Source organism: Aeromicrobium sp. 9AM (genome assembly GCF_902506105.1).
Lineage (GTDB): Bacteria > Actinomycetota > Actinomycetes > Propionibacteriales > Nocardioidaceae > Aeromicrobium.
Genome location: NZ_LR733304.1, coordinates 2,586,666 through 2,610,726, shown reverse-complemented (window position 1 = coordinate 2,610,726; position 24,061 = coordinate 2,586,666). Strand labels below are relative to the sequence as shown.

Genomic DNA, 24,061 nt, shown 5'->3' with positions numbered 1-24,061 from the left:
GTGACCGTGCCGGCGCGCAAGGTCGGGCGTGAGCGTGGCACCAGCGCGCTCGAGTTCTCGATCATCGCGCCGGTCTTCCTGCTGCTGATCTTCACGATCATCCAGGCGGGGCTCTATCTGTACGCGCGCAACACGGCGCAGTCGGCGTCGCGCGAGGGCGTGTCCTACCTGCGCCTGGCGGGCAACAACTCGGATCCTGACGCGTTCATCTCCGCCGCCGAGGACGTCACCGAGGGCTACGCCACCAAGATCGGGCGGCTCAAGAACGTCACGGCAGTCGGCACGATCAACACCAAGACCGGTCGCGTGACGATGCTCGTCATCGGCGATGCGGTCCTGCCGCTCGGTGGCTCGGTCGAGATCCAGCAGACGTCGGAGGCGACCCTCGAGCAGTTCCGTGGCGACCTCAGGGACACGCCATGAGGCGCGACGACCGGGGCTCCGCGAGCCTCGAGCTCGTGATCGTCGCGCCGTTCCTCCTGGCGCTGATGATGCTGATCATTGCCTTCGGCCGCTACGCGCAGACCGAGAACCTCGTCGACCAGGCGGCCCGCGACGCCGCTCGATCGGCGACCGCGCAGAACGTCAAGGGCGACGTCCCCAAGACGGTCAACCAGGTTATCAAGGACGCGATGGCCGACGCGCCGGCGTCATGCCGCGACACCGCGGTCGCCGATCCGCCCGTGCTCTCCAAGACCGCGTTCGACCTGCCCGACCCGGACGACCCGTTGGCGATCGACACCGTCACCGTGACGGTGCACTGCACCCTCGACCTCAGCGACCTCGCCGCGCTGCCGCTCAAGTCCGTCCACATCACGCGTACGTTCACCAGTCCGCTCGACCGATACCGGGGTTACCGATGAGGCGCCGCGACGAGACCGGCTCGATCACCCCGTTCGTCGTGATCGTTTCCCTGGCGATCATCCTGCTGGCGGCGCTCGTCGTCGACGGCGGCCGTCAGCTCAACGCCAAGGGCCGAGCCATCGCGTACGCCCAGGAGGCCGCGCGCGCCGGAGCCCAGGGGATCGACGTGGAGGACCCGAGGCTGGACCTCAAGCCGGACAGCGCGCTCAAGGCGGCCAACGAGTACTGCCAGCAGGCCATGGCGGCCGACTCGCAGCTCGTGAAGTGTCGCGCCGACATCGTCAAGATCGACGATCCGGCCGGCACGTTCAACGCGGTCACCGTGTCGACGCAGGTGAGGATCAAGGCGATCCTCCTCGGCATGATCCGCAAGTCCGTCCTCAACGCCAGCGGTCAGGCCCTGGCCCGTCCGGTCAGTGGCATCTCGGAGCCCGACAGCGGCAAGCGGCCGACCGTCGGCCCGCCGTCAGTCGCCCCGCCCGATGGCGGCACCCCGACGGCGACCGCCCCGCCGACGCCGCCGGAGATCGAGGTGACTCCGTGCACGCCGAAGCCGACGGACAAGCCCAAGGACGACAAGGGCGACGACGACAAGGACAAGGACGACAAGGACAAGCCCAAGGAGTGCAAGAAGCCGGACGGCCCGGGCTGACGGTGCTCGCCGGGTCCGGCTACTTCACGCAACCGCCGGAGCCGCCGACCGAGGCCTTGCCCAGGTCCTCCCAGACCTCCGCCCCCATCGTCGCGTCGCCCTTGGCGAACCGCACGCTGTCTGAACCGGCGTCCTCCTTGACGGTCCATCCGTCGGCCTTGAGGTCGTCGGCGATCTCGCCCTTGAGCCGGTCCATGGCGCCGGGCTCGATCGTCACGTGGATCGTGTAGATCAGGTCCTTGCCCGAGTCCTTCTGCCCGGGGGTGCAGTCGGTGATGACGTCCTCGCGTACCTCCGGGTCGCTGCCGAGCCGGGCCGCGAGCGCGTCGATGTCGCGTCGCGCCTGCGAGGCGACCTCGTCGATGGTCCGCATCTTGTCCTCCTTGTTGTCGCCACATGCCCCGAGGGCGAGGCCGAGCACGATGATCGTGGTGACGAGGGCTGGTCTCATGGGATGTCTATTCTCTCGCCCGGTGTGGCCCACCCGGTCTGCACGGGTTGGGCGTACGGCGTGGGCGGGAGGTAGTACTCGGGCTGGCGATAGCCGGTGACCGTGCCGCCATTGAACACCTCGAGCATGTTGCGCCACGCGTCCGAGTGTTCCTGGAACACGTTGGTGTGCGAACCGACGCCGATGTTGGGCTCGTCGGTGCCGGCCTTGTCGCCGGTGTCGAGGCGAAGCGTTCCCTCGAACGTGTCGGGATCGGCGCCGTGACCGATGTTGTCGCCGACCTGCATCCCCTGGATGTCGCCGATGATGTCGCCCGGGGCGGTCATGGAGTAGCGGTCGACGTCCCGCTGGCTAGGCGGGAGATCGTCGAGGTCCTGGACGTCGTGGCCCATGCCGGCCGACTCGATGTGCAGGACCCGGTCGGCGTCGAGTCCGGCGAGCTCGGAGCGCCCGACGACCGCACCACCGTACGAGTGCCCGGCGTACGTCGTCTGGATGTCGTTGCCGGCACCCGCGGAGTGCGCCGTCTCCTGGCGTACGTCGTGCGAGAAGCCGGCGAGCAGCGGGCCGAGATCGCGGGCGTAGTTGGCGAACGGTGCGTCCTGGACGATGCTGTCGGGCAGGTCACCGCCCATCCACGAGATCATCGCCAGCTCGCCCGGCCGGCTGTTCTCGACGAAGTTGTTGGCCCGGTCCGCTGTGCCCTGGAAGCTCGACAGGTCCGTCCCGGTGCCCGGCACGAGCACGCCCACGTTCTTGGTCGATGCGTCGATCGAGCCGTGCAGCTCGGCTATCGCGCCGTCGCCCGATGGGTCGAACAGCAGGATCTGCCGGTGGTTGCCGAGGATCGACTCGTACAGCGCGATGCGGTCCTTCGAGTCGCCGATGGGTCCCTCGAGGTCGTTGTTGTTGAGGCCCAGGAAGTCCCAGTCGTGCTGGTTGTGCTCGTGCCTGCTCTCGAGGTCTGCGAGGTCGTCCCGTTCGGCGTCGAGCGCGGCGATGACCGAGACGTCGTTGGCGTCGGCCCGGTTCTCGAACGGCACACCGGACAGGTTGCCGACCGTCCTGGGGAACAGCATCGCCAGCATGGCGGCATCGGCGGGCGCGAGGCTCTCGAACAGGGCACGGGCGTCCTCTCGGCGCTGTTCGAGGACCTCGGCAGCACCGCCCGGAGACGTCATGAACGGCATCGTCAGCGCGGCCAGCGCACCTTCGGGCCACTCGCTGCCCGGCCGTGGTTCCTGGGCATACAGCCGGGTCGCCAGGTCGGGGTGGTCGATCAGGAACGTCCGGAAGTCCTCCGGCGACATCGCGCCGACCTCGGGCGGCAGCGTCCCGGCCTCGATCATGCGGAGCACTATCGCGTGCACCGCCGCGTCGAGCGCGAGCCTCGTGTCGTCCGCCGTGAGGGTCAGCGTCGGGTAGAGGCTCGCGGAGGTCAGCGGGATGAGACCAGCGCGGATCAGGTCGCGGACGTTGTCATCCGTGGGCCCCTGCCGGAACATCGAGGCGATCGTGTCGGCCGCGTCGTCGATGACGCCTTGGGCCTTGAGGTGGCGCGCTCTCAAGTCCGCCTCGATCCCCGTTCCGACCGCGACGGGGTCGATCATGCTGTCCTGCTGGTCCGGATCGTGACGAGCCACACTGAGCGCGGTGCTCACGCGGGAGTGGTAGTCGCGGTTGATGCCGTCAACGGTCGTGTCGAACTCGTCGACGTCGGCTGCGAACATCCGCAGCAGGCCCACGGCGTACTGACCCTGGGCGGCGAGCTTCTGCGCGGTGGCGCGAGCGGCCTGCGGGTTGGCGACGACACCGGCGACGATGTCGCCCTCGATGGCCTGGGCCACCCTGACCTGGTCGCCCTCGAGCTCACCGGCCAGCGACTGGATCGCCGTCGCGCTGGACGCGGGCGCCGCAGCGGCTGCGCGCACGGCATCGCCCGTGACCTCCCAGTACTCGAACGGTCCCGATGTCCGCGTCACCATGCGTCGCCCCCGACCTGCCGGTGCCCCGACGGTATAGCGGTTGCAGGGAATCCGCCACGGAGCCGCAGCAGGCGCCGCACATCGTCGTCGAGACAGCCGCGTCAGGAATCGACGGGTGAGACGTCTCTACCGTGAAGGACGACGGCGCGTGCCGAACATGCTCCGAATTGTCCAGAACGATCGGCCTCGTTTACCGACAGTACGCATTTCTCGGTATGCTGGCGGGGTTCTGCAACAGGATGTCCGGGGGGATCTTTCGTGAGACGGCAACTGCTGATGATCGGCGTCGCAGCGACGCTCCTCGTCGGCATGGCCGCGTGCGGCGGCAGTGACGGCGACAAAGCGGCCCCGAAGCCGACGAAGACGACCCCGTCGCCCACCCCGACCATCCCGGCCCAGCCCAAGGGCGCGTTCGGTATGACGGTCGAGATCCAGAACTGGGACGACTACGCCACCGACCCTGCTGTGCTCGGCTACAAGAGGGCGTCCGAGGCGTCCGGCGGCTCGATGAATCAGCACAAGCTCGTCCCCGACGCCACCAAGCTGCTCTCCAAGCCCGTGCTGCGTCTCGTGTCGGGCAACGTGGCCAGTGGCAAGAAGCTGCGGTGGAGCGTCCCGGACGTGGCGCACATCAAGATCGTGTCGTCCCGCACTCGCGGCAGCGAGGCGCGGCTCGTGACGTGCCAGTGGGCGCCGTCCACCGATGTGCTCGACCGCAACGGCAAGCTGCTCGGCAAGGTCAAACGCGAGTGGCGGAAATACTCCATAACGCTCAAGCTCAAAGCCGGTGCCTGGGTCCTGCAGCCCATCAAGCACGTCGGCACGTGCCCAGGAGGTGCTCCCCAGTGACTCGAACCATTCGCTCGTTCGCAGCGGCCGCGATCATGGCGTTCGTCATCGCAGGAGGCCTTGTCGCGGTGACAACGACGTCTGCCGTGGCGTGCGACCAGGCGACAGAGGACTGCGACTCCGGCGACACCGACAACGGCGGCAACGGTGGCGACGACACCAGCAGCGGCAACAAGAACGCCGCGATCAACACCGGCGGCTCCTCGTGCTCGGTCTACGCCAACGGTGGCGGCATGGGGATGTACTGCGTGACGCTGGGCGGCGGCAACCTGAAGACGCTGCGCGAGCGGTTCGGCGACCAGAAGCTGCAGCAGTGCCGCTACAGCGACCTGCCGAAAACCGTCGAGCCGCCATACAACGCGAACCCCGACAAGGGCCGATTCATGCTCATGACGTGCCTGGGCAGCATCGACTTCGACACCTACAGCGGCGGCCCCGACCGTACGGTGGCGATCTCGATCGTGTTCGTCCCGTTCGACGCCGATATCAGCGACCACCACAACGGCATCACCGACTTCCTGTGGAACCGGTTCAAGACCGACGCCCTCATGCCGGTCCCATTCATGGTGACCCGTCCCAACGTGACACCCATCGTCGGCACTCCGACGTTCTTCACCTTCCGCTGGCTCGATCCCGTCACCAAGGACGTCGTGGCCCAGGGTGACTACGCCAACCGGGAGAATGGTGGGCCGTTCCGGCGTATCGTCGAGGGCGACGTCGCCATGGAGGCCCGCGCCACCAAGATCGTGATCGATCCGCGGCAGACCGACATCAAGCCCGAGACCTGTGACCCGGAGGCGTCCTACCTCCCGGGTGTCCTGCCCAGGAGTCAGCCGGCCAACGCCTGCAAGATCACGTTCAAGCGTTCGTCAGCCTCGGCCCGCAAGTACGCCAACCGAGAGATTCCCGGCAGGATCAAGGACGCGTTCTACGCCGACGTGATCGTGACGTGGAAGGTCACCTACGGCCCGGTCAACGGTCCGATGCGCACCCTCGGCAACGACTTCACCATGCGGATGCGGCAGGTCCTGCCGGTCCAGGAGGTCCAGGCCCCCAACCAGCCCCCAGCCGTCGTCTACTGAGCCCACGACAGGAGAGAACGATGCCATCGACCATCGAACGATCTCCGCAGAACCGCCTGCCCGCGATCACTGAGGAGCCGAGCCGGTTCAAGCAGGTCGCCACCGGCGCCGCCGCGCTGCTGGGCACCCTCGCCCTCGTCGTGGGGGTGCCGATCGCGCTCTTCGCCGCCTTCGGGACGCCGTGGCCCGACCAGAGGCCGAGCGTCGAATGGCTCAGCACCCCGACGACGGGCGAGACGGTCCTGAGCGTCCTGGCCGTCGTCGTCTGGCTGGCGTGGGCGCACTTCGTCGTGTGTCTCGTGGTCGAGGCGGTCGCCGAACGCCGCAAGAGTGGTCTCGCTCCCCGGATCCCGGGCGGCGGCATCGGCACCCAAGGCCTGGCCCGCCGGCTCGTCAGTGCGATCGTGCTGCTCGCGGCGACGACCTCGGTCGGCATGTCGTCGGCGTCCGCGGTCGAGTCATCGGCTCCCACGTCCGCGGCCCAGAGCCAGTTCGCCAGCCAGGTCATGGTCGCACCGACCGTCGCGGAGAGCGCTGCCGCCGAGCTGCCCGATGGCACCCTGCCCGCCGTCAACACGTTGGACGACGCCACGTCTGTCGACATCGCCGAGGGCGTCACGACCTACTACGACGTGAAGCCCCCGCACGGCCGCCACTACGACACGCTGTGGGACATCGCGGACCGCTACCTCGGTGACGGCTTCCGCTACAAGGAGATCTGGGATCTCAACAAGGGCATCACCCAGCCCGACGGGCGAGTGCTGCAGAAGGCCGACCTGATCTATCCGGGCTGGGTCATGAAGCTGCCCAACGACGCCAAGGGTCCCGGCCTCAAGGTCATCGACCACGCGGCTGACGCCCCGGTCGCCGACGCTCCCGTGCCCGACGAGACGGCCGGCGCTGTGGACACGGCCGAGGTCGACACCGCCGCCGCTGAGCAGGCCGACGTCGCGGCCGGCGAGGATGCCGGCGGCGGCATTCAGCTCGGTGCTTGGTCTCCGTTGTTCGGCGTCGCCGGCGGGCTCGTCATCGCCGGTGCTTCGCTCGCGTTGCGCCGTCGCCGGGCGTCGGCACCTGCAGCCGCGTGGTGGTCCGCGCGTACGCCCACGGATCCCGACCCGCACAACCCCGATCCCGGCTCGCCGCCTCCCGGTGCCAAGCTCCGCAACGAGGCCGACCTCGGCACCGCCGGCTGGCTCAACCGTGCACTGCGCTCCCTCAACGGGGCGCCCGGCATGCCGGCGCCCCTGCGCGCCTCGGTCAGCGGCGGTGGCATGGCCATCGCGTTCGACCTGGTGCCTGAGGTCGCGCCGCCGGCCGGCTGGTCGGCGCGCGCCAAGGTGTGGACCGTCGACCGTGACGTCGAGGCCACGGCCTCGGGCCTGTCCCCGCTGCCCGGCATGGCGAGCATCGGCCGCCGTGACGACGGCAGCATCCTGATGCTCGACCCCGAGTCGATCAGCGGTGTGCTGTCGCTCGACGGTGACAGCGAGACCGCCCGCGGCGTGGCGCTCAGCATGGCGATCGACACCGCGACGCACGCCTGGGCGGACGATCGTCTGGTCACTCTCGTCGGGTTCGCGGGTGACCTCGCGGGCATCGGCGAAGGCGCGATCCGGCGCACCGACGACCTCGAGCGGGTCATCGAGAGCCTCGACAACGTCGCCCGCTACCAGCGGACCGCGTGCCGCGACGCGGATGCCCGGACCGTACGCCAGGCCCGCGCTGCCGCGCCCGACGCCGTCGACTGGACCTATCACCTGGTCGTCTGCTCGGGCGTACCCACCGCTGACGAGCTGGCTCGTCTGGAGGCGCTGGCCTCGGATCCGCAGGTCGCCCTCGGCGTTGTCGTCGTCGGCACGGTTCGCGACGCCGCCGTACGCCTGACCGCTCGGCCCGACGGCCGCATCTCGTCGCCGCTGCACAGTGTCGACGTGGCGGCTCAGGTCATCACCCCGGCTGCGGCCGAGGCGCTGGCGGACCTCTACGAACCCGTGCACGCCGCGCGCCGGGTCACGATCGACCAGCTCATCGAGACGCTCGAGTCCGAGCAGCAGGTCACCGCTGCCCACGAGGCGGTCGCGAGCATACGGGTCCTCGGGCCGGTGACGGCCGAGGCGTCCGGCGAGGTCGATGCCGACCGCGTCGAGTTCCTCACCGAGCTCGCGTGCTTCCTGGCGCTGCACCCGACCGGCGTGCACGCCAACCGCATCAGCGCCGCACTGTGGCCGCGAGGCGTCGACCCGCAGGTGCGCGACGCGGCCCTTCGACAGGTCGCCGACTGGTTCGGCACGACGGCATCGGGCAACCCCGTCCTCGAGTCGGAGTCCGGCGTATGGCGGTTCGCACCCGGTGCGGTCGACCTCGACTGGGACGCCTTCCGCGAAGCCCTCAACCGCGCTGCCGAGGACGGCACGCGGCGGGAGACGCACATGCGCACGGCACTGGACCTCGTCGCGGGTCTCCCGTTCGGTGACATCCCGGCCGGCCGTTACGCGTGGCTGGAGTCCACCACGATCGAGGGCGACATCGTCATCGCCGTCAGCCTGACGGTGCAGGCCTGCGCCGAGGCTGCGGCGGCCCGCAACGACGAGCCGGCCGCTCGCGCCGTGCTGGCGCAAGGACTGATGATGCTGCCCGCCAGCGAGGAGCTGTGGCGATCCCGCCTCCGCCTCGCGACGCACTTCGGTGATCGCGAGGACGTACGGGTGGTCGCCGACGAGATGTATGCCGCGATCGCCGAGCACGGCTCGGTCGTCGGTTCATCGGCCGAGACCGACGGCCTGGTCGACGAGCTCCTGCCCGGCTATCGAGCCAACGTGGCCTGACTCTCCCGCTCCACAAGAAAGCCCCCGCGAGATCCTCGCGGGGGCTTTGGCGTCTGGTGCTGCGTCAGATGGAGCGAGTCGGCACGCGTCCGAAGCCGTCGGTGGCGACGGTGCGGATGGAGCGGCCGATCCCGATCACGGAGAGGGCAGCGATGGTGATGATGGCGATCATGGTGGCCTCCTTCAAGGCTTTGGTGGGCAGTTCGTACTTCCAGTATGGAAGCCCGGATCGTCAAGCACAAGCGAATAGAACTACACCTAACGTGTAGACTTGCTACATGGACGTACATCGCCTTGCGCTGCTGCGGGAACTGGCCGAACGGGGCACCGTCGGTGCCGTCGCTGACGCGATGAAGGTCACACCCTCGGCGGTCTCGCAGCAGCTGAAGGTGCTCGAGAAGGAGGCCGGCTACACCCTCGTGGAGCCCGCGGGCCGCGGCGTGGCGCTGACCCCGGCGGGACGCGCATTGGTGCAGACAGCGACGGAGATCGCGGTCGCGATCGAACGCGCCGAAGGCCGGTGGCGCGAGTTCATGCACCGGCCGGCCGGACAGGTCACGATGGTCACGTTCCCGACGGGTGGCGAGATGCTGTTCCCGGGCGTGCTGACCCGGCTGGCCGAGGTGCCCGAGGTCGAGCTGATCTGTTCCGACGAGGACGGCATCACGACCGACTTCGCGGACCTCACGCCGGACCACGACATCGTGCTGGCCGACTCGCCGACGACGTCGGCCACCTGGCACGAGCGGGGGCTCCAGGTCGTGCCGCTGATCAGCGAGCCGCTCGACGTCGCCCTGCCCGAGGGGCACCCGTTGGCACGCAAGGCGAGCCTGTCGCCCAAGGACGTCGTGGGGGAGACCTGGATCGGGGTGCCCCACGACTATCCGTTCGACCGCGTCCTCAGCCAGGTCGTCGCGGCGACGGGCGAGCCGGTGCGGATCGCCCAACGCATCTCCGACAACGGAATCGTCGAGGCGCTCGTCGCGGCCGGTCACGGCATCGCGATCCTGCCGCGATTCACGACTCGCGAGCACGGCAACGGCCTGGTCACCCGCCCCTTGGTCGGCATCCGGGCCAAGCGGGAGATCTCGGCCCTGTTGCGGCCGGACCGCTTCGAGCGGCCGTCGGTGCGCCTCGTCGTCCAGGCACTTCGTGACGAGGCGCGGGCCGTAGCCGATGCGCACGAGGCGGTCTGAGGTCGGGCGTTTCGGGCGAATCGTGCAAGAAATACGTAGTACTTACTGATTCGGTCCAGACCTTTTGGCGCGACTCTGAGGGAGTCTCTCTCGGTGCCTTCGTGGCACCCCACTCCCAAGGAGAAATCTCGTGCGTCCACGCAGTCGGGTCTTGACCCGGACCACCGCAACTCTTGCCTCGTCAGCCATGCTGGCCGCGGGCATGATTGCCATCGCCCCCCAGGCGGCTCAAGCCGCCCCGGGGTCCAAGACCTTCCTGGTATCAGGAGGCCTCGGCCAGAACTGGAACGTCCCGTCGGACGTCCACTCGATCACGATCACGACCAAGGGAGCTGCCGGCGGTGCCGGTGGCCTCGAGGGCGGGTCCGGAGGTCGTGGCGCGAGCGGCACGGTCACCGTGCCGGTCACACCCGGTCAGCTCATCTCCGTCTACCTGGGCAAGCGTGGCGGTGACGCCGGCACGGACAACCCCACGTTCGAAGGTGGCGGCGGAGCCGCGGGCGGCGCTGCTGCCGGCGGCGCCGGTGGCGAAGCCGCACCGCTCGGCGGTGCCGGCGGTGGCGGTGGCGGTGCGACCGAGGTCTTCTTCGGCTCAGCGATCGACACCAACCGCGTGATCGTCGCCGGTGGCGGCGGCGGTGGTGGCGGCAACAACGGCCCCAACCTCGCCGGCGGCAACGGTGGCGGCGGCGACCAGGACGGCCAGAACGGCACCGCTCCGCAGTCTGAGGGCGGACATCCCGGCGACGCTGCGACGCAGGCCGGTGGAGTCGGCGACAGCGCCAACGGCTTCCTCGCCGGTGGCGGCGCGGGTGGCGGCGGCGGTGGTTACCAGGGCGGCAGCCAGGGTGCCACGTTCCTGTCCTCGAGCGGCGCGGGCGGTGGCGGTGGACGTAGCTACCTCAACCCGTTGCTGAACGCCACGGTCGACTCGGCATTCAGCCCCAGCGTCGAGGGCGACGGTTCCGTCGTCATCACGTACAACCAGGCGTTCACGACGACGACCAGCATCACCAACCCGGGCACCGTCGTCACGCAGGAGATGAAGGGCTACGCGATTCACGTCGCCGGCAACGGCGGCCAGACCCCGGTCGGCTCGGTGAAGCTCACGGCCAAGAACCTCGCCAACGGCATCATCACCAACCTCGGCACGGAAGCGCTCGAGAACCAGGACGCGACCGTCTACTCCGACAAGCTCAAGGTCGGCAACTACACGCTGAGCGCAGAGTTCATCCCGGCGCCCGGCAGCGACTCGCTGGCATCGACCGGCAAGGAACCCCTCACGGTCAGCAAGGGTGACACGACGACCTTGGTCTCCGGGCCTCTCGACCCGCCGAACTTCGGCGACGTCGTCGATCTCGGCGTCTCGGTGTCCCCGGTCGATCCGGCTCAGGGTGTCCCGACGGGCACGGTCAAGTTCAGCTCGAACGGCGTGGCACTCGGGGCGCCGGTCGTCCTCGACGGCAGCGGCAAGGCCGTCCTGTCCACGAACCGACTCCCCGTCGGCACGCACGACATCATCGCCACGTACTCCGGCGACAAGGAGTTCAACGGTTCGGTCGACGAGACGAGCCTGTCGGGCTTCACCGTCAACCAGGGTGATGTCTCGGTCGAGCTCACGTCGGTGCACAACCCGGTGATCGCGGGCGAGAAGTCGAAGTTCGACGTCAAGGTGACATCGAACAAGACCACGACCGCCAAGCCGACCGGAACCGTCAAGTTCTACATCGACCAGGATCCGATCAGTGGAGACCTGCCGATCGACTACGCCGGCAAGGTGCACTTCGAGCTGGAGCTGCCGGTCACCAACCCGGACGCCCATCACCACGTGACGGCCGTCTACAGCGGTGACGACAACTTCCACACCGCGACCAGCAACTACGTCGACCAGATCGTCAACTTCGGCTCGGCCAAGGTCGCGCTCAGCAGCAACCTCAACCCGTCGCACGTCGGCAACGACGTGACGTTCAGCATCGACGTGTCGGGCAACCTGCCGACGCAGCCGTACGAGCCCACGGGCGAGGTGCAGCTGTACGTCAACGGCTCGGCGTTCGACGGACCGGTCGGCATCGACGGTGACGGCAAGGCGCAGATCACGACGGACAAGCTGCCGGTCGGCGACAACCACGTGACGGCGCGCTACCTCGGCGACAAGCGGTACAAGGAAGCCGAGAGTGGCGAGCTGATCCAGGTCGTCAAGAAGCAGCTCGTGGCCGTGACCCTCACGTCGAACGCCACGGACCTGCAGTACGGCGAGACGCTGACACTGACGGCACACGTCGCAACCGAAAAGGGTGACGTCGCGGTCGGCTGGGTCCAGTTCTACGACAACGGCGTCGCGGTCAAGGATCCGGTCCTGGTCGATGGTGAGGGCCTGGCCGTCATCAGCTCGGACAAGGTCAGTAAGGGCGTTCACCAGTACTCAGCGAAGTACTTCAACGACCTCGAGGGCGACGGCAAGACCGAGGACGGGGTGTCCAACACCCTGCAGGTGACGATCCATCCGAACCTGCTCTCGGTCAAGCTGGTGACGAACCGCATCCCGGCCTACCAGGGTGACGACATCCTGGTCCAGGCGCGGATCACACCTGCCGCTGACGCGGTCGGCAAGATCGACGGCACGCTGCAGTACTACGCCGACGACAAGAAGTACGGTTCGCCGGTCCCCGTGTCCGGCACGTACCACGGCTCGCGGACCCTCAAGGGCCTGAAGCCGGGAACGCACCGGTTCGTGGCACGCTTCACCCCGTCGTCGAGCTCGCCGTTCGACAGCAAGGTCAGCAACGGTCTGATCCAGCGGGTCTACAAGGGCCGGCCCAACGACAAGATCCAGCTCACGACGAACCGGATCTCGCTCAACAAGGGCTCGTTCAAGGTCTGGGTGCGCAAGCTGAACGGCAAGCCTGCACCCGGCTACGTCCACCTCTACATCGACGGTCAGAAGATCACGTCGCTGAAGCTCAACAGCAGCGGACGGGCGACCTACGTCCGTTCGGGCCTGCCGGATGAGCAGCTGGTGATCGTGGCGGTCTACAACGGTCAGGGGAAGCTGACCCAGGTCGGCAAGGCCAAGTCACTGCGGCGCTACATCCCGTAGTCGACGAGAAACCACGCACTGCCCGGTCTCTTGCGGAGGCCGGGCAGTGCGTCGTCTCGGGTGGGTGGGTGGTCAGATGGATTGGATGCTCAGGCGGAATGCTTGCGCAGCGCCTCGGCGACCAGGCTGCGGCGGTTGACGCCGAGCTTGGCGTAGACCCGAGAGAGGTGGGTCTCGACCGTACGTGTCGACACGTGCAGGCGCTCGGCGATGGCCGCGCTGCTGAGGCCGGCGGTGACGAGCGACGCGACCTCCTGCTCCCGCGGCGACAGGTCGACGTGGACCGGCATGCTGCTGGGGATCCACCGGCCGAAGCGCGCCAGCTGGGCTGTCGCGGCCTTCTCCAGGGTTGAGTCGGTCTCGATGATCGCGTCGATGTGGTTCACGAGCGACGGAGCCACGGGGGCATCGACGAGCTCGAGCAGGACGTGTGCGCGCTCGGCCGTGCCGCTCGCCCGGGCGAGCCGGGGGCTGGTGACCGCGAAGAGATCGAGGGCCCACAGCTCGGCCAGGTAGTGGCCACGCTCCTCCGCCCACAACGACATCTCGATCGCGCGGCCCGGGGCGTCACGATGGCCCAGGCCCGACAGCGTCGTGATGACCTGCGCGCGGATGTCGGCCTCGAACGCGCGGCTGGCCCTCATGGGCGTGTGGTCGACCCGGCGGCACAGCGCCTCGGCGCGTTCGTGGTCACCGACCATCAACGCGCAGTGTGCCTCGCTCGCGAACGCCCACGCCGAGAACCCGCTCGGATCGCGGATCTCGAACAGCTGGCGGGCGATGCGGAACTTCTCGTCGGCCTCGTGCCAGCGACCCTCTGCCGACAGCAGGCGCGCCTCACCGGCGAACGTCAGCGCCGAGTCCAGCCGGGTCGCGCCGCCGGGCGGTCGGGGATCAGCCCCGAGCCGGCGGGCCTCGCCCAGGCGCCCGGACACCACGTGGAGCAGGAACGTCGACAGGTGGATCTCCGCACCCACACGAGGCAGCGCAGCGTCGTACGCGGAGGCGGCCGGTCGATAGCGCTCGGAGATCGCGACGGCCTGGGCGGTCTGGCCACGCCAGGTCTGCGCGAGGATGACTGGTGCCACGGCCTGCAGCGTCCAGCTAGAGCCGGGCACCGGGCCCGACGCCAGCTCCTCGGCCGCTGCGAGGGCCGGGCGGAAGTCGCCGGACCAGCCATGTCGTGCGATGCGGGACATGCGGTAGCGCTGGACCTGGTCCATGTTGCCGCCGCGCTGGATGATCTCGGTGTAGATCTGCCCCATCAGCTCGATCGCATGGGCCGCCTCGTTGAGCCCGTACTGCTCGATGTCGGCGCGCAGGTCGTGGAGGTCGAGGATGCGGTCGTCGGCCGGGTGCATCAGGTCGGTGGGGATGACCCGCTGCAAGGTGATGGCGTCCTCGACGTCGCGGATCGCCTGGGCCGGCCGGTCGCGGAACCGAAGCTCTCGCGCCCGGATGGCGAGGGCGTCGATGCGGACGATGGGACTCGGGCGGGCGTCGAGAGCCGCAGTCGCGAGGTCGATCGCCGCCTCGTAGTCGCCGTTGCTGCTCGCTGCGCCGGCGGCGAGGGTCAGGGCCTCCGGGTCGATGTCGAGCCCGCACTCGAGGGTCCACTCCGCCCAGCGCACCAGTCCGTGCAGCGTCTGGCGCGACGCGCGGGGCGCCTCCGGGTAGACCTCCTGATGGAGGGCATGGCTACGGGCCGGCGTGACCATGGTGCGGATGCAGTCGGCGTACAGGGGATGCGGCAACCTCAGCACCGGAAGCGTGGCCCGGTTGGCACTCCTGCCGCGGGTGACCCGGAGCACCCCGGCTGTCGTCAGACGGTCCAGGGTGTCGGCGCCGATGGACGGTCGCGCGATGGCGAGGGGTACGGGTTCGGAGAGTGCCACCAGCTCGATCGCGTGACGATCCTCTGGCGTGTAGCGCCCCAGCTCGGCAGTGACCACGTCGATGAGGTGCGCGTCGGGAACCAGGCGGCCCCGGCGGATCCACGTGCCGTTGGTCTGCACGATGGTCTCGGCGGCGACATTGGCGCGTACGAGCTGGCGGGCGAGACCGACGTTGCCGCCCGTCGCGTAGAGCACGTCGCGGGTCAGGGCAGATTCCACCGGTCCGCCCAACGCCGACCACAGGATCGTCTCGAGCTCGTCAGGCGCGAGGGTGGGCACGTCGATCCGGCCGACCAGCTCGTCGGTCCACAGACTCACGAGGGCGGCACGTTGTGGTGCGGTGGAACGGGACGCGACGAGCAGCTTGATGCCGCCAAGTCTGGCGATCCTGGCGACGAGCTCCGCACTGTCGGAGTCGAGGAGCTGGGCGTTCTCGACCTCGATGACGACGGGCCGGCCGGCGGCTGTCTCGAGGATCGCTTCGTGCGCAGCCTTGGCCAGCTTGCGCCCGGACCGCATCGCGGGCGCATCGATCCCGTCGAGCAGGGTGTCGGCAGCAGCGAGTGCGTTGTCCTCCTCCTCGCGCGTACCGGCGACGGAGAGCCAGACGATCGGCTCGGGTGCGACACGGTTGAGCTCGGCGCGGACCTCGCGCAGGAGATGGCTCTTGCCGGCACCGGTCTGTCCGCGCAGGACGACCCCGCCGCGGCGATCAGCGAATGCCGCAACCGCAGCGGTCAGGAGACGTTCACGTCGCAAGGACGGCCAGGACGTCGACAACTGATACTCCACACATCGGTGAAGCCCTCGAAAGGAACATCCTCACGCACCAGATTTCGGTGGGTGAAGGCTCCCAGCACCTGTCGGAGACCTCGCAACTGCCCTCGCCTGACGATAACCACACCGTGCGCCGGCTGTGTGCGGTTTCAGACAATTCACGACCGGCTGTTGCACGATCGGTGGCTAGGCCCGGGTCATGCTCATGACCCAGTTGGTGTCCCACGTGTGGCCCCCGTCGTGGGAGAACGCCTGCTCCCACTGCGCCCGGTCGTCGCCGAAGTCGGTCCACACGAAACGCACCTTGAGCGGCCGGCCGTCGATGACGTCGTCGGTCACGAACGTGCCGACGTTGCCGTCGAAGCGGCCCTCCATCGGTGGATCGAGCCGACCAGGTGTCGAGCTGGAGGACCACCAGATGCGCCACGTGTCCGACGCCGGTTCGTAGAGGCGCAGGGCCAGGCCGTGGAACTCGCCGATCCCGGGCATCTCGAGGGCCTCGTACGCCTCGATGTTGCCCGCGCCGCCCGGCAGCGCGCGATGCTCGCCGGTCGAGGCGAACTCGAGCCAGTCAGTGCAGCCCGGGTCGAGCGCGTCGGCTCGCTTGCGGTTGGTCACGCCCCAGCGGCCGAGGACGAAGTCGAAGTCGGTGAGTGCCATCCCCTGAACCTACGGACGGGGACCGACACATCCAGGCGGCCGGCGGCGGGAGGGGTTGACGGATCCGATCGACGAGTGAGACCGTCGTCACACCGCCTAATGTTTACGCAAACAAGGAAGGCTCTCCTCGATGATGTTTACGCAACCATCACTCCAATCCCAGTCTCGCCAACGGTTGCGTCACCGCATCGCCTCGGGGGCGATCGCGGCGACCGTCCTGGCTGTCGGTGCACTGGTGGCAGCCACGCTGGCGTCGCCCGCAGAGGCGTCGCCGGCACACCACGGCCGTACGAACACCAGTGACTTCCGCGGCGTGAACTGGGCGGACCCGCGCGACAACTACGCCGCTGACGAGGTGGTGCCCTCCGGACTGAGCACCGCCGACAGCTACGCGACGACGTACCGCAAGGCCAGGACGACCGTGTCGGAGTTCCGGCACGAGCTGAAGGCCAACACGGTTCGACTGCCGATCAACCCGTCGAGCGTGGGCACGAAGTGGTGGAAGTCGTACCAGGCCGCGATCGACGCGTCGGCCGACAGCGGCTTCAAGGTGATCGTGAGCTACTGGGAGGCCAACGATGCCAAGGACGGTCGCGTCGACGACCCGAAGGCGTTCAACACGATGTGGGACACCGTGGTGCGGAAGTATCGCCACAACCCGCACGTCTACTTCGAGCCGATGAACGAGCCGTTCGGCTACTCGCTCGACGAGTGGGTCTCGCTGACCTCGTCGTGGCTCAAGCGGCACGTCGACGTCCCACGGAAGCGCGTCGTCATCTCCGGCACGGGCTACAACGACGACGTCACCGGCGTCGGTGCCGCACCTGAGCTCAAGGGCACGCTGCTGTCGCTGCACTTCTACGGCTTCTGGGCATCCGACACGACCGAGGCGGCCTGGCTGGCGAACCTGCGGCCACGCATCGGCTCGTACGGCTGGCGCACGATCATCGACGAGGCCGGCTCGCCGATGACCACGGGGCTCAACTACGGCAACCACGAGGGCAACGTCTACACGTCATACCTCGGAGCACTGACCCAGACCGCTCGAGAGCAGCACATGGGGCTCGTCTACTGGCCCGGCCTGCGGGACGGCGACGCGTACTCGATGACGACCAGGGTCGGCAACCAGCTGCAGGTCAACAGCGAGAGCGGTCTCGCCCAGGTGTGGTGGGGCTGGGGCCTGCTGCGGCGGGAGCCCACCAACAACCTGCCGCCGGCGCCTCCGGGTGAGGTGTTGCGTGGCGTGGCCAGCGATCGCTGCGCCGACGTGCCGGGCTTCTCGACCACGAACGGCACCGCGCTCGACCTGTGGGACTGCAACGCCGGCGGCAACCAGCTGTGGAACTGGACGGCTGAGAAGCAGCTCACCGTGTATGCCAACAAGTGCCTCGCGATCGGTGGTGACGGTGCGAGCGCCGGCAGTCCCGCTGTGATCGCCGACTGCACCGGTGCGGTCGACCAGCAGTGGGAGGTCAACGCCGACCTGTCGGTCAGCAGTGTGAGCCACCCCGGCCTCTGCCTCGAGGCCGCCGGGGCCGACAACGGCTCGGCGGTCGGCGTCGCGAGCTGCAGCGGCGAGTCCAACCAGCAGTGGGCTCGTACGTAGCACCCATACGTGGCCGCCCCCGGGTCTTCCTCCAGCCGGGGGCGGCTGCACTTCCCGGAGTCTTGCGTGTCTGCTGCCCTGCGCGTCGTGAGCGGGAGATCATCGTGGGATGCCCGACGACTTCCTGATGCGGATCGACAGCGCCGAGTTCACGGCCATGTCCGAGCGGGTCCTCGAGGTGACGGCTCTGACGTCGCGCCTCAACGTGCTGCCGTTCGAGGACGAAGCCGGCAAGGCCGCCCTGTTCGAGCAGATCCTCGGGCGGCCGCTGCCTCAGCGGGTGACGATCTATCCGCCGTTCTACACCGACCACGGGCTCAACCTGGACATCGCCGAGCGGGTGTTCATCAACCAGGGATGCACGTTCCTCGACTACGCCGGCATCCGGCTCGCCGAGCGGGTGATGATCGCGCCGAAGGTCACGTTCATCACCGGCGGTCATCCGGTCGACCCGGCGGATCGGCGCGTGTGGCTGACCGGCGAGCCGATCGACGTGGAGGAGAACGTGTGGATCGGTGCGGGTGCGACGATCCTGCCGGGGGTCACGATCGGCCGCGACTCCGTGATCGCGGCGGGGGCTGTGGTGGCCGACGACGTACCGGCACAGACTCTGGTGACCGGCTCGAAGGCGACCGTGCAACGTACGTGGGCGGTGGATTAGTCGCCCTTCCGCCCCTCTGATGGGCGACCAGATCACCGCCAGCGCCAGTGCCACCGCTCCGCGCCGGACCGGAGCAGAGAGCCGATGACGGGATCCCTAGGTGGAGCCACTGGAGGGGCGGCTTCGCCGCGGGGCAGTGGCTCGAGGGAGGGCCCACTCGATTCCCGTCATCGGGGGTGGGCACTTCGTGCCGAGAGCCGATGACGGGAATCGAACCCGCATATCTTGCTTGGGAAGCAAGCGCTCTACCACTGAGCTACATCGGCGCGGTCAGTTGCGACCGAACACAGACTACCGAAGCCACATGCGTTAGTTTCGACTCGTGCTCCTCTCCGACCGCGACATCCTCGCCGAGATCGACGCCGGGCGCGTGGCGCTCGACCCGTTCGACCGCGAGATGATCCAGCCGTCCAGCATCGATGTGCGGCTCGACAAGTTCTTCCGGGTCTTCGACAACCACAAGTACCCGCACATCGACCCGGCCGCCGACCAGTCCGACCTGACCCGCGAGGTCGAGGTGGGCGACGACGAGGCGTTCATCCTGCACCCCGGCGAGTTCGTGCTCGGTTCGACGTACGAGCTGGTGACCCTGCCGGACGACATCGCCGCGCGCCTCGAGGGCAAGTCCTCGCTCGGCCGCCTCGGGCTGATGACGCACTCGACGGCCGGATTCATCGACCCCGGCTTCTCGGGCCACGTGACGCTCGAGCTCGCCAACGTGGCGACGCTGCCGATCAAGCTCTACCCCGGCATGAAGATCGGCCAGGTCTGCTACTTCCGGCTGACCTCACCGGCGGAGAACCCGTACGGCTCGGCGAAGTACGGCTCCCGCTACCAGGGCCAGCGCGGGCCGACGGCCTCACGCTCGCACGCCAACTTCCACCGCACCGAGATCTGACGTACGCCGAAGGGCCCCGCACCGGTTGGTGTGGGGCCCTTCGTCGTGCGGGTCAGGCAGTGTGACGCTTGCGGGCACGGAGCGCGACCGCTGCGCCCGAAGCCGTGACGAGCGCGCCGCCGGCCAGCAGCCAGGCGAGGTCGAGACCGCCTTCGGTCTGCTCGTCGGCGAGTCCCGCGTCGATGCGGGTGGGGACCTCAACGGTCTCGGTCGACTCGACCTCGGCGACGTCGGCAGCGGGCTTGGTGTCGTCCGAGCTGTCGTCCTTGCCGCCGCCGCCCTTGGGGCCGTCCTTGTCGTCGTTGTCGCCGCAGGTGCCGTGGGTCGGGCAGGGCTGCGGGTTGGTGATGACGTCCGGTCCGTCAGGGTGCGTGGGCTTCGGCTTCGGTCCGACCTTGTCGTCGGGGCCGACCGGGGGCTTCGGCTTGGGCAGGGCGATCTTGTCCTTGGGCTCGACCGGCGGCTTGGGCTTGGGGATCGCGATGTCGTCGATCGGATCGGGATCCGTGTGCGGCTGGGCGATGATGACCGGTCCGTCGGTGGCCATGGCGCTCGCCGGCACCATCGTCAGGGCGGCAGTGGCCAGCGGGGCGGCGATGATCAGGTTGCGGATGATGCTTTTCATGTCGTTCTCCTGTGGGTGTGATGCTGCTTGTCGAAGTCGGTGGTTGTTGCTTGCTCAGAGGTAGGAGCATCGAGCCCGACAGGTCTTGCAACTTTTCGCAGGAATCGTTTTTCACCGCGTACGTCAGCGGTGACTTAGAGCCCAAGAGGTCGGCCGCGCTGGTCCCTAAGTCACCGCTCCGCGGCTCGACTGGGCCCTAAGTCACCGCTCCGGAGGCCCGGGTGCTGGATAGGGTGGCGCGGTGACACTTCCCCTCAGCATCTCGCCCGCCGTCGCCGCTGCGCTCGAGGCCGGTACGCCCGTCGTCGCGCTCGAGTCGACGATCATCTCGCACGGCCTGCCGCGGCCCGACAACCTTGAGGCGGCGCGAGGGTTCGAGGCGATCCTGACGGCGATGGGTGTTGTTCCGGCGACGATCGCGGTGCTCGACGGCCAGCTCAAGGCCGGGCTCACCGACGACGAGCTCGTACGCATTGCCGGTGAGGACATCCCCAAGCTCAGCGTCCGCGACCTGCCGATCGTGCTGGCCCGCGGCGGCAGTGGCGCGACGACTGTCGCCGCGACCTCGTACATCGCCGACCTCGCCGGCATCCGCGTGTTCGCCACCGGCGGTCTCGGCGGGGTGCACCGGGGCGCGTCGGAGACGTTCGACGAGTCCGCCGACCTCAAGGTGCTGTCCGAGGTGCCGATCACCGTCGTCTCGGCCGGCGTGAAGTCGATCCTCGACATCCCGGCGACGCTCGAGCGGCTGGAGTCGCTCGGCGTGATCGTCCTGGGATTCGGCACCGACAAGTTCCCCAGCTTCTGGCTGACCGATTCCGGCTTCGAGCTCGACTGGTCGGTCCCGGACGCGGCGGCGGTAGCCGGCGTGATGGCGTCTCGCGACGAGCTGGGTCAGCCGGCCGCGATCCTGGTCGCCAACCCGCTCCCGGTCGCCGAGCAGCTCGACCCCGAGGTGCACGACCGGGCCCTCGCCGACGCCCTCCGCATGGCCGACGAGCAGGGGTTGTCGGGCAAGGAGGTCACGCCGTTCCTGCTGCAGACGATCGTCGGCCTGACCGGCGGCGAGAGCCTCGCGGTCAACCTCAAGATCGCCGAGAACAACATCCGGGTCGCCGGCGAGATCGCCCGGTCCTGGGCCTCGCGATGATCCTCGTCGTCGGTGACCTCGTCGACGACATCGGCGTACGCCCGCTCGGCACCGTCAACCCCGCGAGCGACACGGTCTCGGAGATCCGGATGACCGCGGGCGGCTCGGCGGCGAACGTCGCAGCGTGGCTCGGACACCTCGGCGCCGACGTACGTTTTGTCGGTCGATGCGGCGCCGACGGAGTCGACCGCCACCGCGCGGCCCTCGAGGCGTACGGCGTGGACGCGCGCATCTCCGGCGACCCCGAGCTGCCGACCGCGACGATCGTGCTGACGCTCGACGACGAGGCCGACCGGACGATGTATGTCGACCGCGCCGCCAACACGATGCTGACCGCCGCCGACGTCCCGGCCGACGCCTGGGACGACGTGACCTGGTTGCACCTGACCGGCTACTCGTTCTTCGACGACGGCGTGCGCCCGGTCGTGCAGGAGCTCGTCGCCGAGGCGAAGCGCCGCGACATCGGAGTCAGCATCGACCCCAGCTCGCTCGGCTTCCTCGAGGCGGCCGGCCGGGACACCGTCGTGGGCTGGCTCGCGGACGCTGACCTGGTGTTCCCCAACGACGACGAGCAGGGCTTCCTCGTGCTGGAAGACGACCGGGTCGTGCTGACCCGCGGGGGTGCCGGGGCGGCCTTTCGCGGCCACGAGGTGCCGGCACTGCCGACGGACGTCGTCGACACCACCGGCGCCGGGGATGCGTTCTGCGCCGGCTTCCTCGCCGATTGGACCAGGACGGGCGACGTCGAGTCCGCCCTGCTCAGTGGTTCGCGATCGGCTGCCGGGTGCGTGGCCGTACGCGGCGCCCGCCCGGTCGCCTGACGAGAGCTTCAGGCGAGGTCGCGGACGCGCGCCTCGAGGGAGTCCTTGACGGCGCCGGTGACCGCGACCTCGACCCGCTTCTCCAGCGCCTGCTGGTCGTCGACATCCGCGAGCAGGGCCCTCAGGTCGAGGTCGTCGATGGCGCGCGTGAGGACGTCATCAGTCTTCAACGCGCTGTCGATCACCGAGTCCGGGAGCGCCCGGATCAGCGTCTTGAGCAGGTCGTTCAGGTCTGATGACTCGAGCGCCTCGTCGACCAGTGCGGATGCCGGCGGGAGCGACCCGTCGGCCTTCATCCGGCGAACCGCGGTGTGCAGGCCGCTGCGCAGGGCGTCGATCTGGGCATCGGTGGGCTCATCGGCTTGCGCGAGCTCGAGGGTCAGCGCCTCCCGGCTGACGTGCAGGCGGCACGCCGCACCGTCGATGCCGAGCAGGACCAGGCGTTCGGTGAGACCGTCGATGCCGTCGGCGCGTGAGGTCACCTGACGCGCGACGCACGGGTCGGCCGGCCGAAGCGGCTCGTACGTCCCGCCGCCGTTGGCGAGCTGCACTCCGACGACACCGCAGACGAGGACAAGCGCGGCGATCGGCATAGCGATCCAGCGAGGCGCGCTCATGAGGGCCGCCGGCGGCGGAGGGGCACCAGGGTGAGGAGAGCCGCGAGCGCGAGACCGGCACCAATGAGGAACGAGTCGCGGAACGCCCGCGTGGCGGCACGCTCGACCTGTGCGTTGAGATCTCGCTCGAGCCGCGCTGCGGCGGGGCGCTCCCCTGGGTCGAGGCGCAACGTCGCGAACGCGCTGTGCAGGTCGGGGACCTGGTCCCGCTGGCCGGACAGCTCGTTGCCGAGCGACTCGGCGACCGCGATCTTGTCCTCGGGCTTCAACGGAGCGTCGAGCACCAAGGAGGTGATGGCCTGCTGGGCGGGCACCTGGGCGTCCCTGAGGTCGGCGGTGAACACCGGCGTGAGGATCGCGAGTCCCACCACGACGCCGACGTGTCGCGCCCCGATCGTCCAGCCCGCGTGGTGGGCACGAGGCAGGCGCATCTCCATCGCCGCCGAGGTGAGCCGGTCGACGGTCAGCCCGAGCCCAAGGCCCACCAACGCCTGGGGTGCGATGGTCCAGGCAAGCGACGCCGAGGGCGGGAGGGCAAGCCCCAGCAGTCCGCCGGCGACGAGGAAGCAGCCCACCGCGATCTCGACCTCCGCCGGGGGAAGGAAAAGGCGTGCGAGCGGACGTGCGGCGATGGCGGCGACGGGTACGACCGAGACCGTGACAGCCGCCGTCGCGGGTGACCGTCCCCACCCCTGCACGAGCAGCAGGACCAGCAGGAACAACGCGGCGGTGAGCGCAGCCGACATCAGCGCGAGGGTCAGGTTGGCGCGTGTCGCCGGGCGGTGCCGGTCCGGTACGACCGTCGGCAGGGCTCGTACGGCGAGCGCTGCGGGCACGGCGAGCACCGCGATCGGAACCTGCACGACGAAGATGGCCTGCCACGAGATCGCCTGGGTGAGCAGTCCCCCGGCGACCGGGCCGAGCGCCGTGCCGACGACCCCGGCGGTGACCCATGACGTGACGCCGCGGCGCTCGCCTTGCTGCGCGACCAGCAGCTCCAGGCAGCCGACCAGTGCCAACGCCCCGCCGACTGCCTGCACGCAGCGGGCCGCGATCAGCACGTCGATCGAGCCGGCGACGGCGCACATGGCTGACGAGCCGGCGAACACCGCGATGCCCGCCGCGCTGAAGATGCGTGGCTGGGCACGCGTGAACGCCATGGCCGCGGGCACGGCCGTGAGGCCCAGCACGAGGTTGTAGGCGATCAGCACCCAGGCGACCTGGCCGACGGACGCGTCCAGGTGCCGGAGGATGTCGGGCAGTGCGAGCGTCACGACCGCGGAGTCCGCGAGCACCAACGCCACCGTCAGGATGAGCAGGGGAGCCTTGGCGCGACGCACCACCCCA

General features: G+C 69.1%; 20 protein-coding genes and 1 tRNA gene. 13 read left to right on the top strand and 8 right to left on the bottom strand.

Features of this window, described 5'->3' with window-relative positions:
• Genes BOSE46_RS19375 through BOSE46_RS19365 form a run of 3 tightly spaced genes read left to right on the top strand, consistent with a single transcriptional unit; the run spans position 1 to position 1,516 of the window.
• Positions 1-423: a TadE/TadG family type IV pilus assembly protein gene (locus BOSE46_RS19375; protein ID WP_159541845.1), complete on the top strand. Its 423-nt coding sequence runs from the start codon at positions 1-3 to the stop codon at positions 421-423.
• A complete protein-coding gene (locus BOSE46_RS19370) occupies positions 420-863 on the top strand; it encodes a TadE/TadG family type IV pilus assembly protein (RefSeq protein ID WP_159541843.1) in 444 nt (147 codons plus the stop codon). Before BOSE46_RS19375 ends, BOSE46_RS19370 begins: the two co-directional genes overlap by 4 nt.
• Positions 860-1,516: a TadE/TadG family type IV pilus assembly protein gene (locus tag BOSE46_RS19365; RefSeq protein WP_159541841.1), complete on the top strand. Its 657-nt coding sequence runs from the start codon at positions 860-862 to the stop codon at positions 1,514-1,516. The genes BOSE46_RS19370 and BOSE46_RS19365 overlap by 4 nt, the downstream gene beginning before the upstream one ends.
• A gap of 19 nt (positions 1,517-1,535) precedes the next feature.
• Here BOSE46_RS19365 and BOSE46_RS19360 read toward each other — a convergent pair whose 3' ends face one another.
• Positions 1,536-1,967 carry a hypothetical protein gene (locus BOSE46_RS19360; RefSeq protein ID WP_159541839.1) on the bottom strand — a complete coding sequence of 144 codons (432 nt, stop codon included), beginning with the start codon at positions 1,965-1,967 and terminating at the stop codon, positions 1,536-1,538.
• Positions 1,964-3,952: an alpha/beta hydrolase gene (locus BOSE46_RS19355; protein WP_159541837.1), complete on the bottom strand. Its 1,989-nt coding sequence runs from the start codon at positions 3,950-3,952 to the stop codon at positions 1,964-1,966. Before BOSE46_RS19355 ends, BOSE46_RS19360 begins: the two co-directional genes overlap by 4 nt.
• Positions 3,953-4,210: 258 nt before the next feature.
• Here BOSE46_RS19355 and BOSE46_RS19350 point away from each other — a divergent pair, with 258 nt between their 5' ends.
• The 5 genes from BOSE46_RS19350 (at position 4,211) to BOSE46_RS19330 (ending at position 13,004) form a co-directional block, all read left to right on the top strand.
• Positions 4,211-4,801 (top strand): hypothetical protein, encoded by a 591-nt coding sequence (locus BOSE46_RS19350; RefSeq protein ID WP_159541835.1) that lies wholly within the window; start codon positions 4,211-4,213, stop codon positions 4,799-4,801.
• Positions 4,798-5,883 (top strand): hypothetical protein, encoded by a 1,086-nt coding sequence (locus tag BOSE46_RS19345; RefSeq protein WP_159541833.1) that lies wholly within the window; start codon positions 4,798-4,800, stop codon positions 5,881-5,883. The genes BOSE46_RS19350 and BOSE46_RS19345 overlap by 4 nt, the downstream gene beginning before the upstream one ends.
• Before the next feature lie 20 nt (positions 5,884-5,903).
• Positions 5,904-8,711, top strand: a complete 2,808-nt coding sequence (locus BOSE46_RS19340) for a LysM peptidoglycan-binding domain-containing protein (protein WP_159541831.1) — start codon at positions 5,904-5,906, stop codon at positions 8,709-8,711.
• A gap of 278 nt (positions 8,712-8,989) precedes the next feature.
• Positions 8,990-9,907, top strand: a complete 918-nt coding sequence (locus BOSE46_RS19335; protein ID WP_159541829.1) for a LysR family transcriptional regulator — start codon at positions 8,990-8,992, stop codon at positions 9,905-9,907.
• Positions 9,908-10,109: 202 nt separating this feature from the next.
• Positions 10,110-13,004 carry an Ig-like domain-containing protein gene (locus tag BOSE46_RS19330; protein WP_159541827.1) on the top strand — a complete coding sequence of 965 codons (2,895 nt, stop codon included), beginning with the start codon at positions 10,110-10,112 and terminating at the stop codon, positions 13,002-13,004.
• 89 nt (positions 13,005-13,093) lie between these two features.
• Here BOSE46_RS19330 and BOSE46_RS21525 read toward each other — a convergent pair whose 3' ends face one another.
• Positions 13,094-15,679 carry a LuxR family transcriptional regulator gene (locus tag BOSE46_RS21525; RefSeq protein WP_159541825.1) on the bottom strand — a complete coding sequence of 862 codons (2,586 nt, stop codon included), beginning with the start codon at positions 15,677-15,679 and terminating at the stop codon, positions 13,094-13,096.
• A gap of 183 nt (positions 15,680-15,862) precedes the next feature.
• On the bottom strand, positions 15,863-16,336 hold the full coding sequence (locus tag BOSE46_RS19320) for a hypothetical protein (protein WP_159541823.1): 474 nt from the start codon (positions 16,334-16,336) through the stop codon (positions 15,863-15,865).
• Between the two features lie 175 nt (positions 16,337-16,511).
• Between BOSE46_RS19320 and BOSE46_RS19315 the strand changes: the two genes are divergently transcribed.
• Together BOSE46_RS19315 and BOSE46_RS19310 are read left to right on the top strand one after the other, a co-directional pair.
• Positions 16,512-17,942 (top strand): ricin-type beta-trefoil lectin domain protein, encoded by a 1,431-nt coding sequence (locus tag BOSE46_RS19315; RefSeq protein WP_236551806.1) that lies wholly within the window; start codon positions 16,512-16,514, stop codon positions 17,940-17,942.
• 109 nt (positions 17,943-18,051) lie between these two features.
• Positions 18,052-18,603: a sugar O-acetyltransferase gene (locus BOSE46_RS19310; RefSeq protein WP_201299683.1), complete on the top strand. Its 552-nt coding sequence runs from the start codon at positions 18,052-18,054 to the stop codon at positions 18,601-18,603.
• A 195-nt stretch (positions 18,604-18,798) separates the two neighbouring features.
• Here BOSE46_RS19310 and BOSE46_RS19305 read toward each other — a convergent pair.
• Positions 18,799-18,869: transfer RNA gene (locus BOSE46_RS19305), tRNA-Gly, on the bottom strand.
• Positions 18,870-18,925: 56 nt separating this feature from the next.
• Between BOSE46_RS19305 and dcd the strand changes: the two genes are divergently transcribed.
• Positions 18,926-19,501: a dCTP deaminase gene (gene dcd / locus BOSE46_RS19300; protein ID WP_159541821.1), complete on the top strand. Its 576-nt coding sequence runs from the start codon at positions 18,926-18,928 to the stop codon at positions 19,499-19,501.
• Between the two features lie 52 nt (positions 19,502-19,553).
• Here dcd and BOSE46_RS19295 read toward each other — a convergent pair whose 3' ends face one another.
• On the bottom strand, positions 19,554-20,126 hold the full coding sequence (locus BOSE46_RS19295; protein WP_159541819.1) for a hypothetical protein: 573 nt from the start codon (positions 20,124-20,126) through the stop codon (positions 19,554-19,556).
• Between the two features lie 241 nt (positions 20,127-20,367).
• Here BOSE46_RS19295 and BOSE46_RS19290 point away from each other — a divergent pair, with 241 nt between their 5' ends.
• Positions 20,368-21,276 carry a pseudouridine-5'-phosphate glycosidase gene (locus BOSE46_RS19290; protein ID WP_159541817.1) on the top strand — a complete coding sequence of 303 codons (909 nt, stop codon included), beginning with the start codon at positions 20,368-20,370 and terminating at the stop codon, positions 21,274-21,276.
• Entirely contained in the window at positions 21,273-22,097 is an 825-nt protein-coding gene (locus BOSE46_RS19285) for a carbohydrate kinase family protein (RefSeq protein ID WP_159541815.1), read from the top strand. Before BOSE46_RS19290 ends, BOSE46_RS19285 begins: the two co-directional genes overlap by 4 nt.
• Before the next feature lie 8 nt (positions 22,098-22,105).
• On the opposite strand, the gene BOSE46_RS19280 is transcribed toward BOSE46_RS19285, so the two are convergent.
• Together BOSE46_RS19280 and BOSE46_RS19275 are read right to left on the bottom strand one after the other, a co-directional pair.
• Entirely contained in the window at positions 22,106-22,714 is a 609-nt protein-coding gene (locus tag BOSE46_RS19280; RefSeq protein WP_159541813.1) for a hypothetical protein, read from the bottom strand.
• Entirely contained in the window at positions 22,711-24,054 is a 1,344-nt protein-coding gene (locus tag BOSE46_RS19275) for an MFS transporter (RefSeq protein ID WP_159541811.1), read from the bottom strand. Before BOSE46_RS19275 ends, BOSE46_RS19280 begins: the two co-directional genes overlap by 4 nt.
• Positions 24,055-24,061 lie beyond the last annotated feature (7 nt).

Excerpts from the sequence above, each read along its gene's own strand:
- BOSE46_RS19295 (WP_159541819.1), bottom strand. The coding sequence starts at position 20,126 with ATGAAAAGCATCATCCGCAACCTGATCATCGCCGCCCCGCTGGCCACT.
- BOSE46_RS19370 (WP_159541843.1), top strand. The coding sequence starts at position 420 with ATGAGGCGCGACGACCGGGGCTCCGCGAGCCTCGAGCTCGTGATCGTC.
- BOSE46_RS19360 (WP_159541839.1), bottom strand. The coding sequence starts at position 1,967 with ATGAGACCAGCCCTCGTCACCACGATCATCGTGCTCGGCCTCGCCCTC.
- BOSE46_RS19365 (WP_159541841.1), top strand. The coding sequence starts at position 860 with ATGAGGCGCCGCGACGAGACCGGCTCGATCACCCCGTTCGTCGTGATC.
- BOSE46_RS19280 (WP_159541813.1), bottom strand. The coding sequence starts at position 22,714 with ATGAGCGCGCCTCGCTGGATCGCTATGCCGATCGCCGCGCTTGTCCTC.
- BOSE46_RS19285 (WP_159541815.1), top strand. The coding sequence starts at position 21,273 with ATGATCCTCGTCGTCGGTGACCTCGTCGACGACATCGGCGTACGCCCG.
- BOSE46_RS19335 (WP_159541829.1), top strand. The coding sequence starts at position 8,990 with ATGGACGTACATCGCCTTGCGCTGCTGCGGGAACTGGCCGAACGGGGC.
- BOSE46_RS19355 (WP_159541837.1), bottom strand. The coding sequence starts at position 3,952 with ATGGTGACGCGGACATCGGGACCGTTCGAGTACTGGGAGGTCACGGGC.
- BOSE46_RS19340 (WP_159541831.1), top strand. The coding sequence starts at position 5,904 with ATGCCATCGACCATCGAACGATCTCCGCAGAACCGCCTGCCCGCGATC.
- BOSE46_RS19330 (WP_159541827.1), top strand. The coding sequence starts at position 10,110 with ATGATTGCCATCGCCCCCCAGGCGGCTCAAGCCGCCCCGGGGTCCAAG.
- BOSE46_RS19310 (WP_201299683.1), top strand. The coding sequence starts at position 18,052 with ATGCCCGACGACTTCCTGATGCGGATCGACAGCGCCGAGTTCACGGCC.
- BOSE46_RS19320 (WP_159541823.1), bottom strand. The coding sequence starts at position 16,336 with ATGGCACTCACCGACTTCGACTTCGTCCTCGGCCGCTGGGGCGTGACC.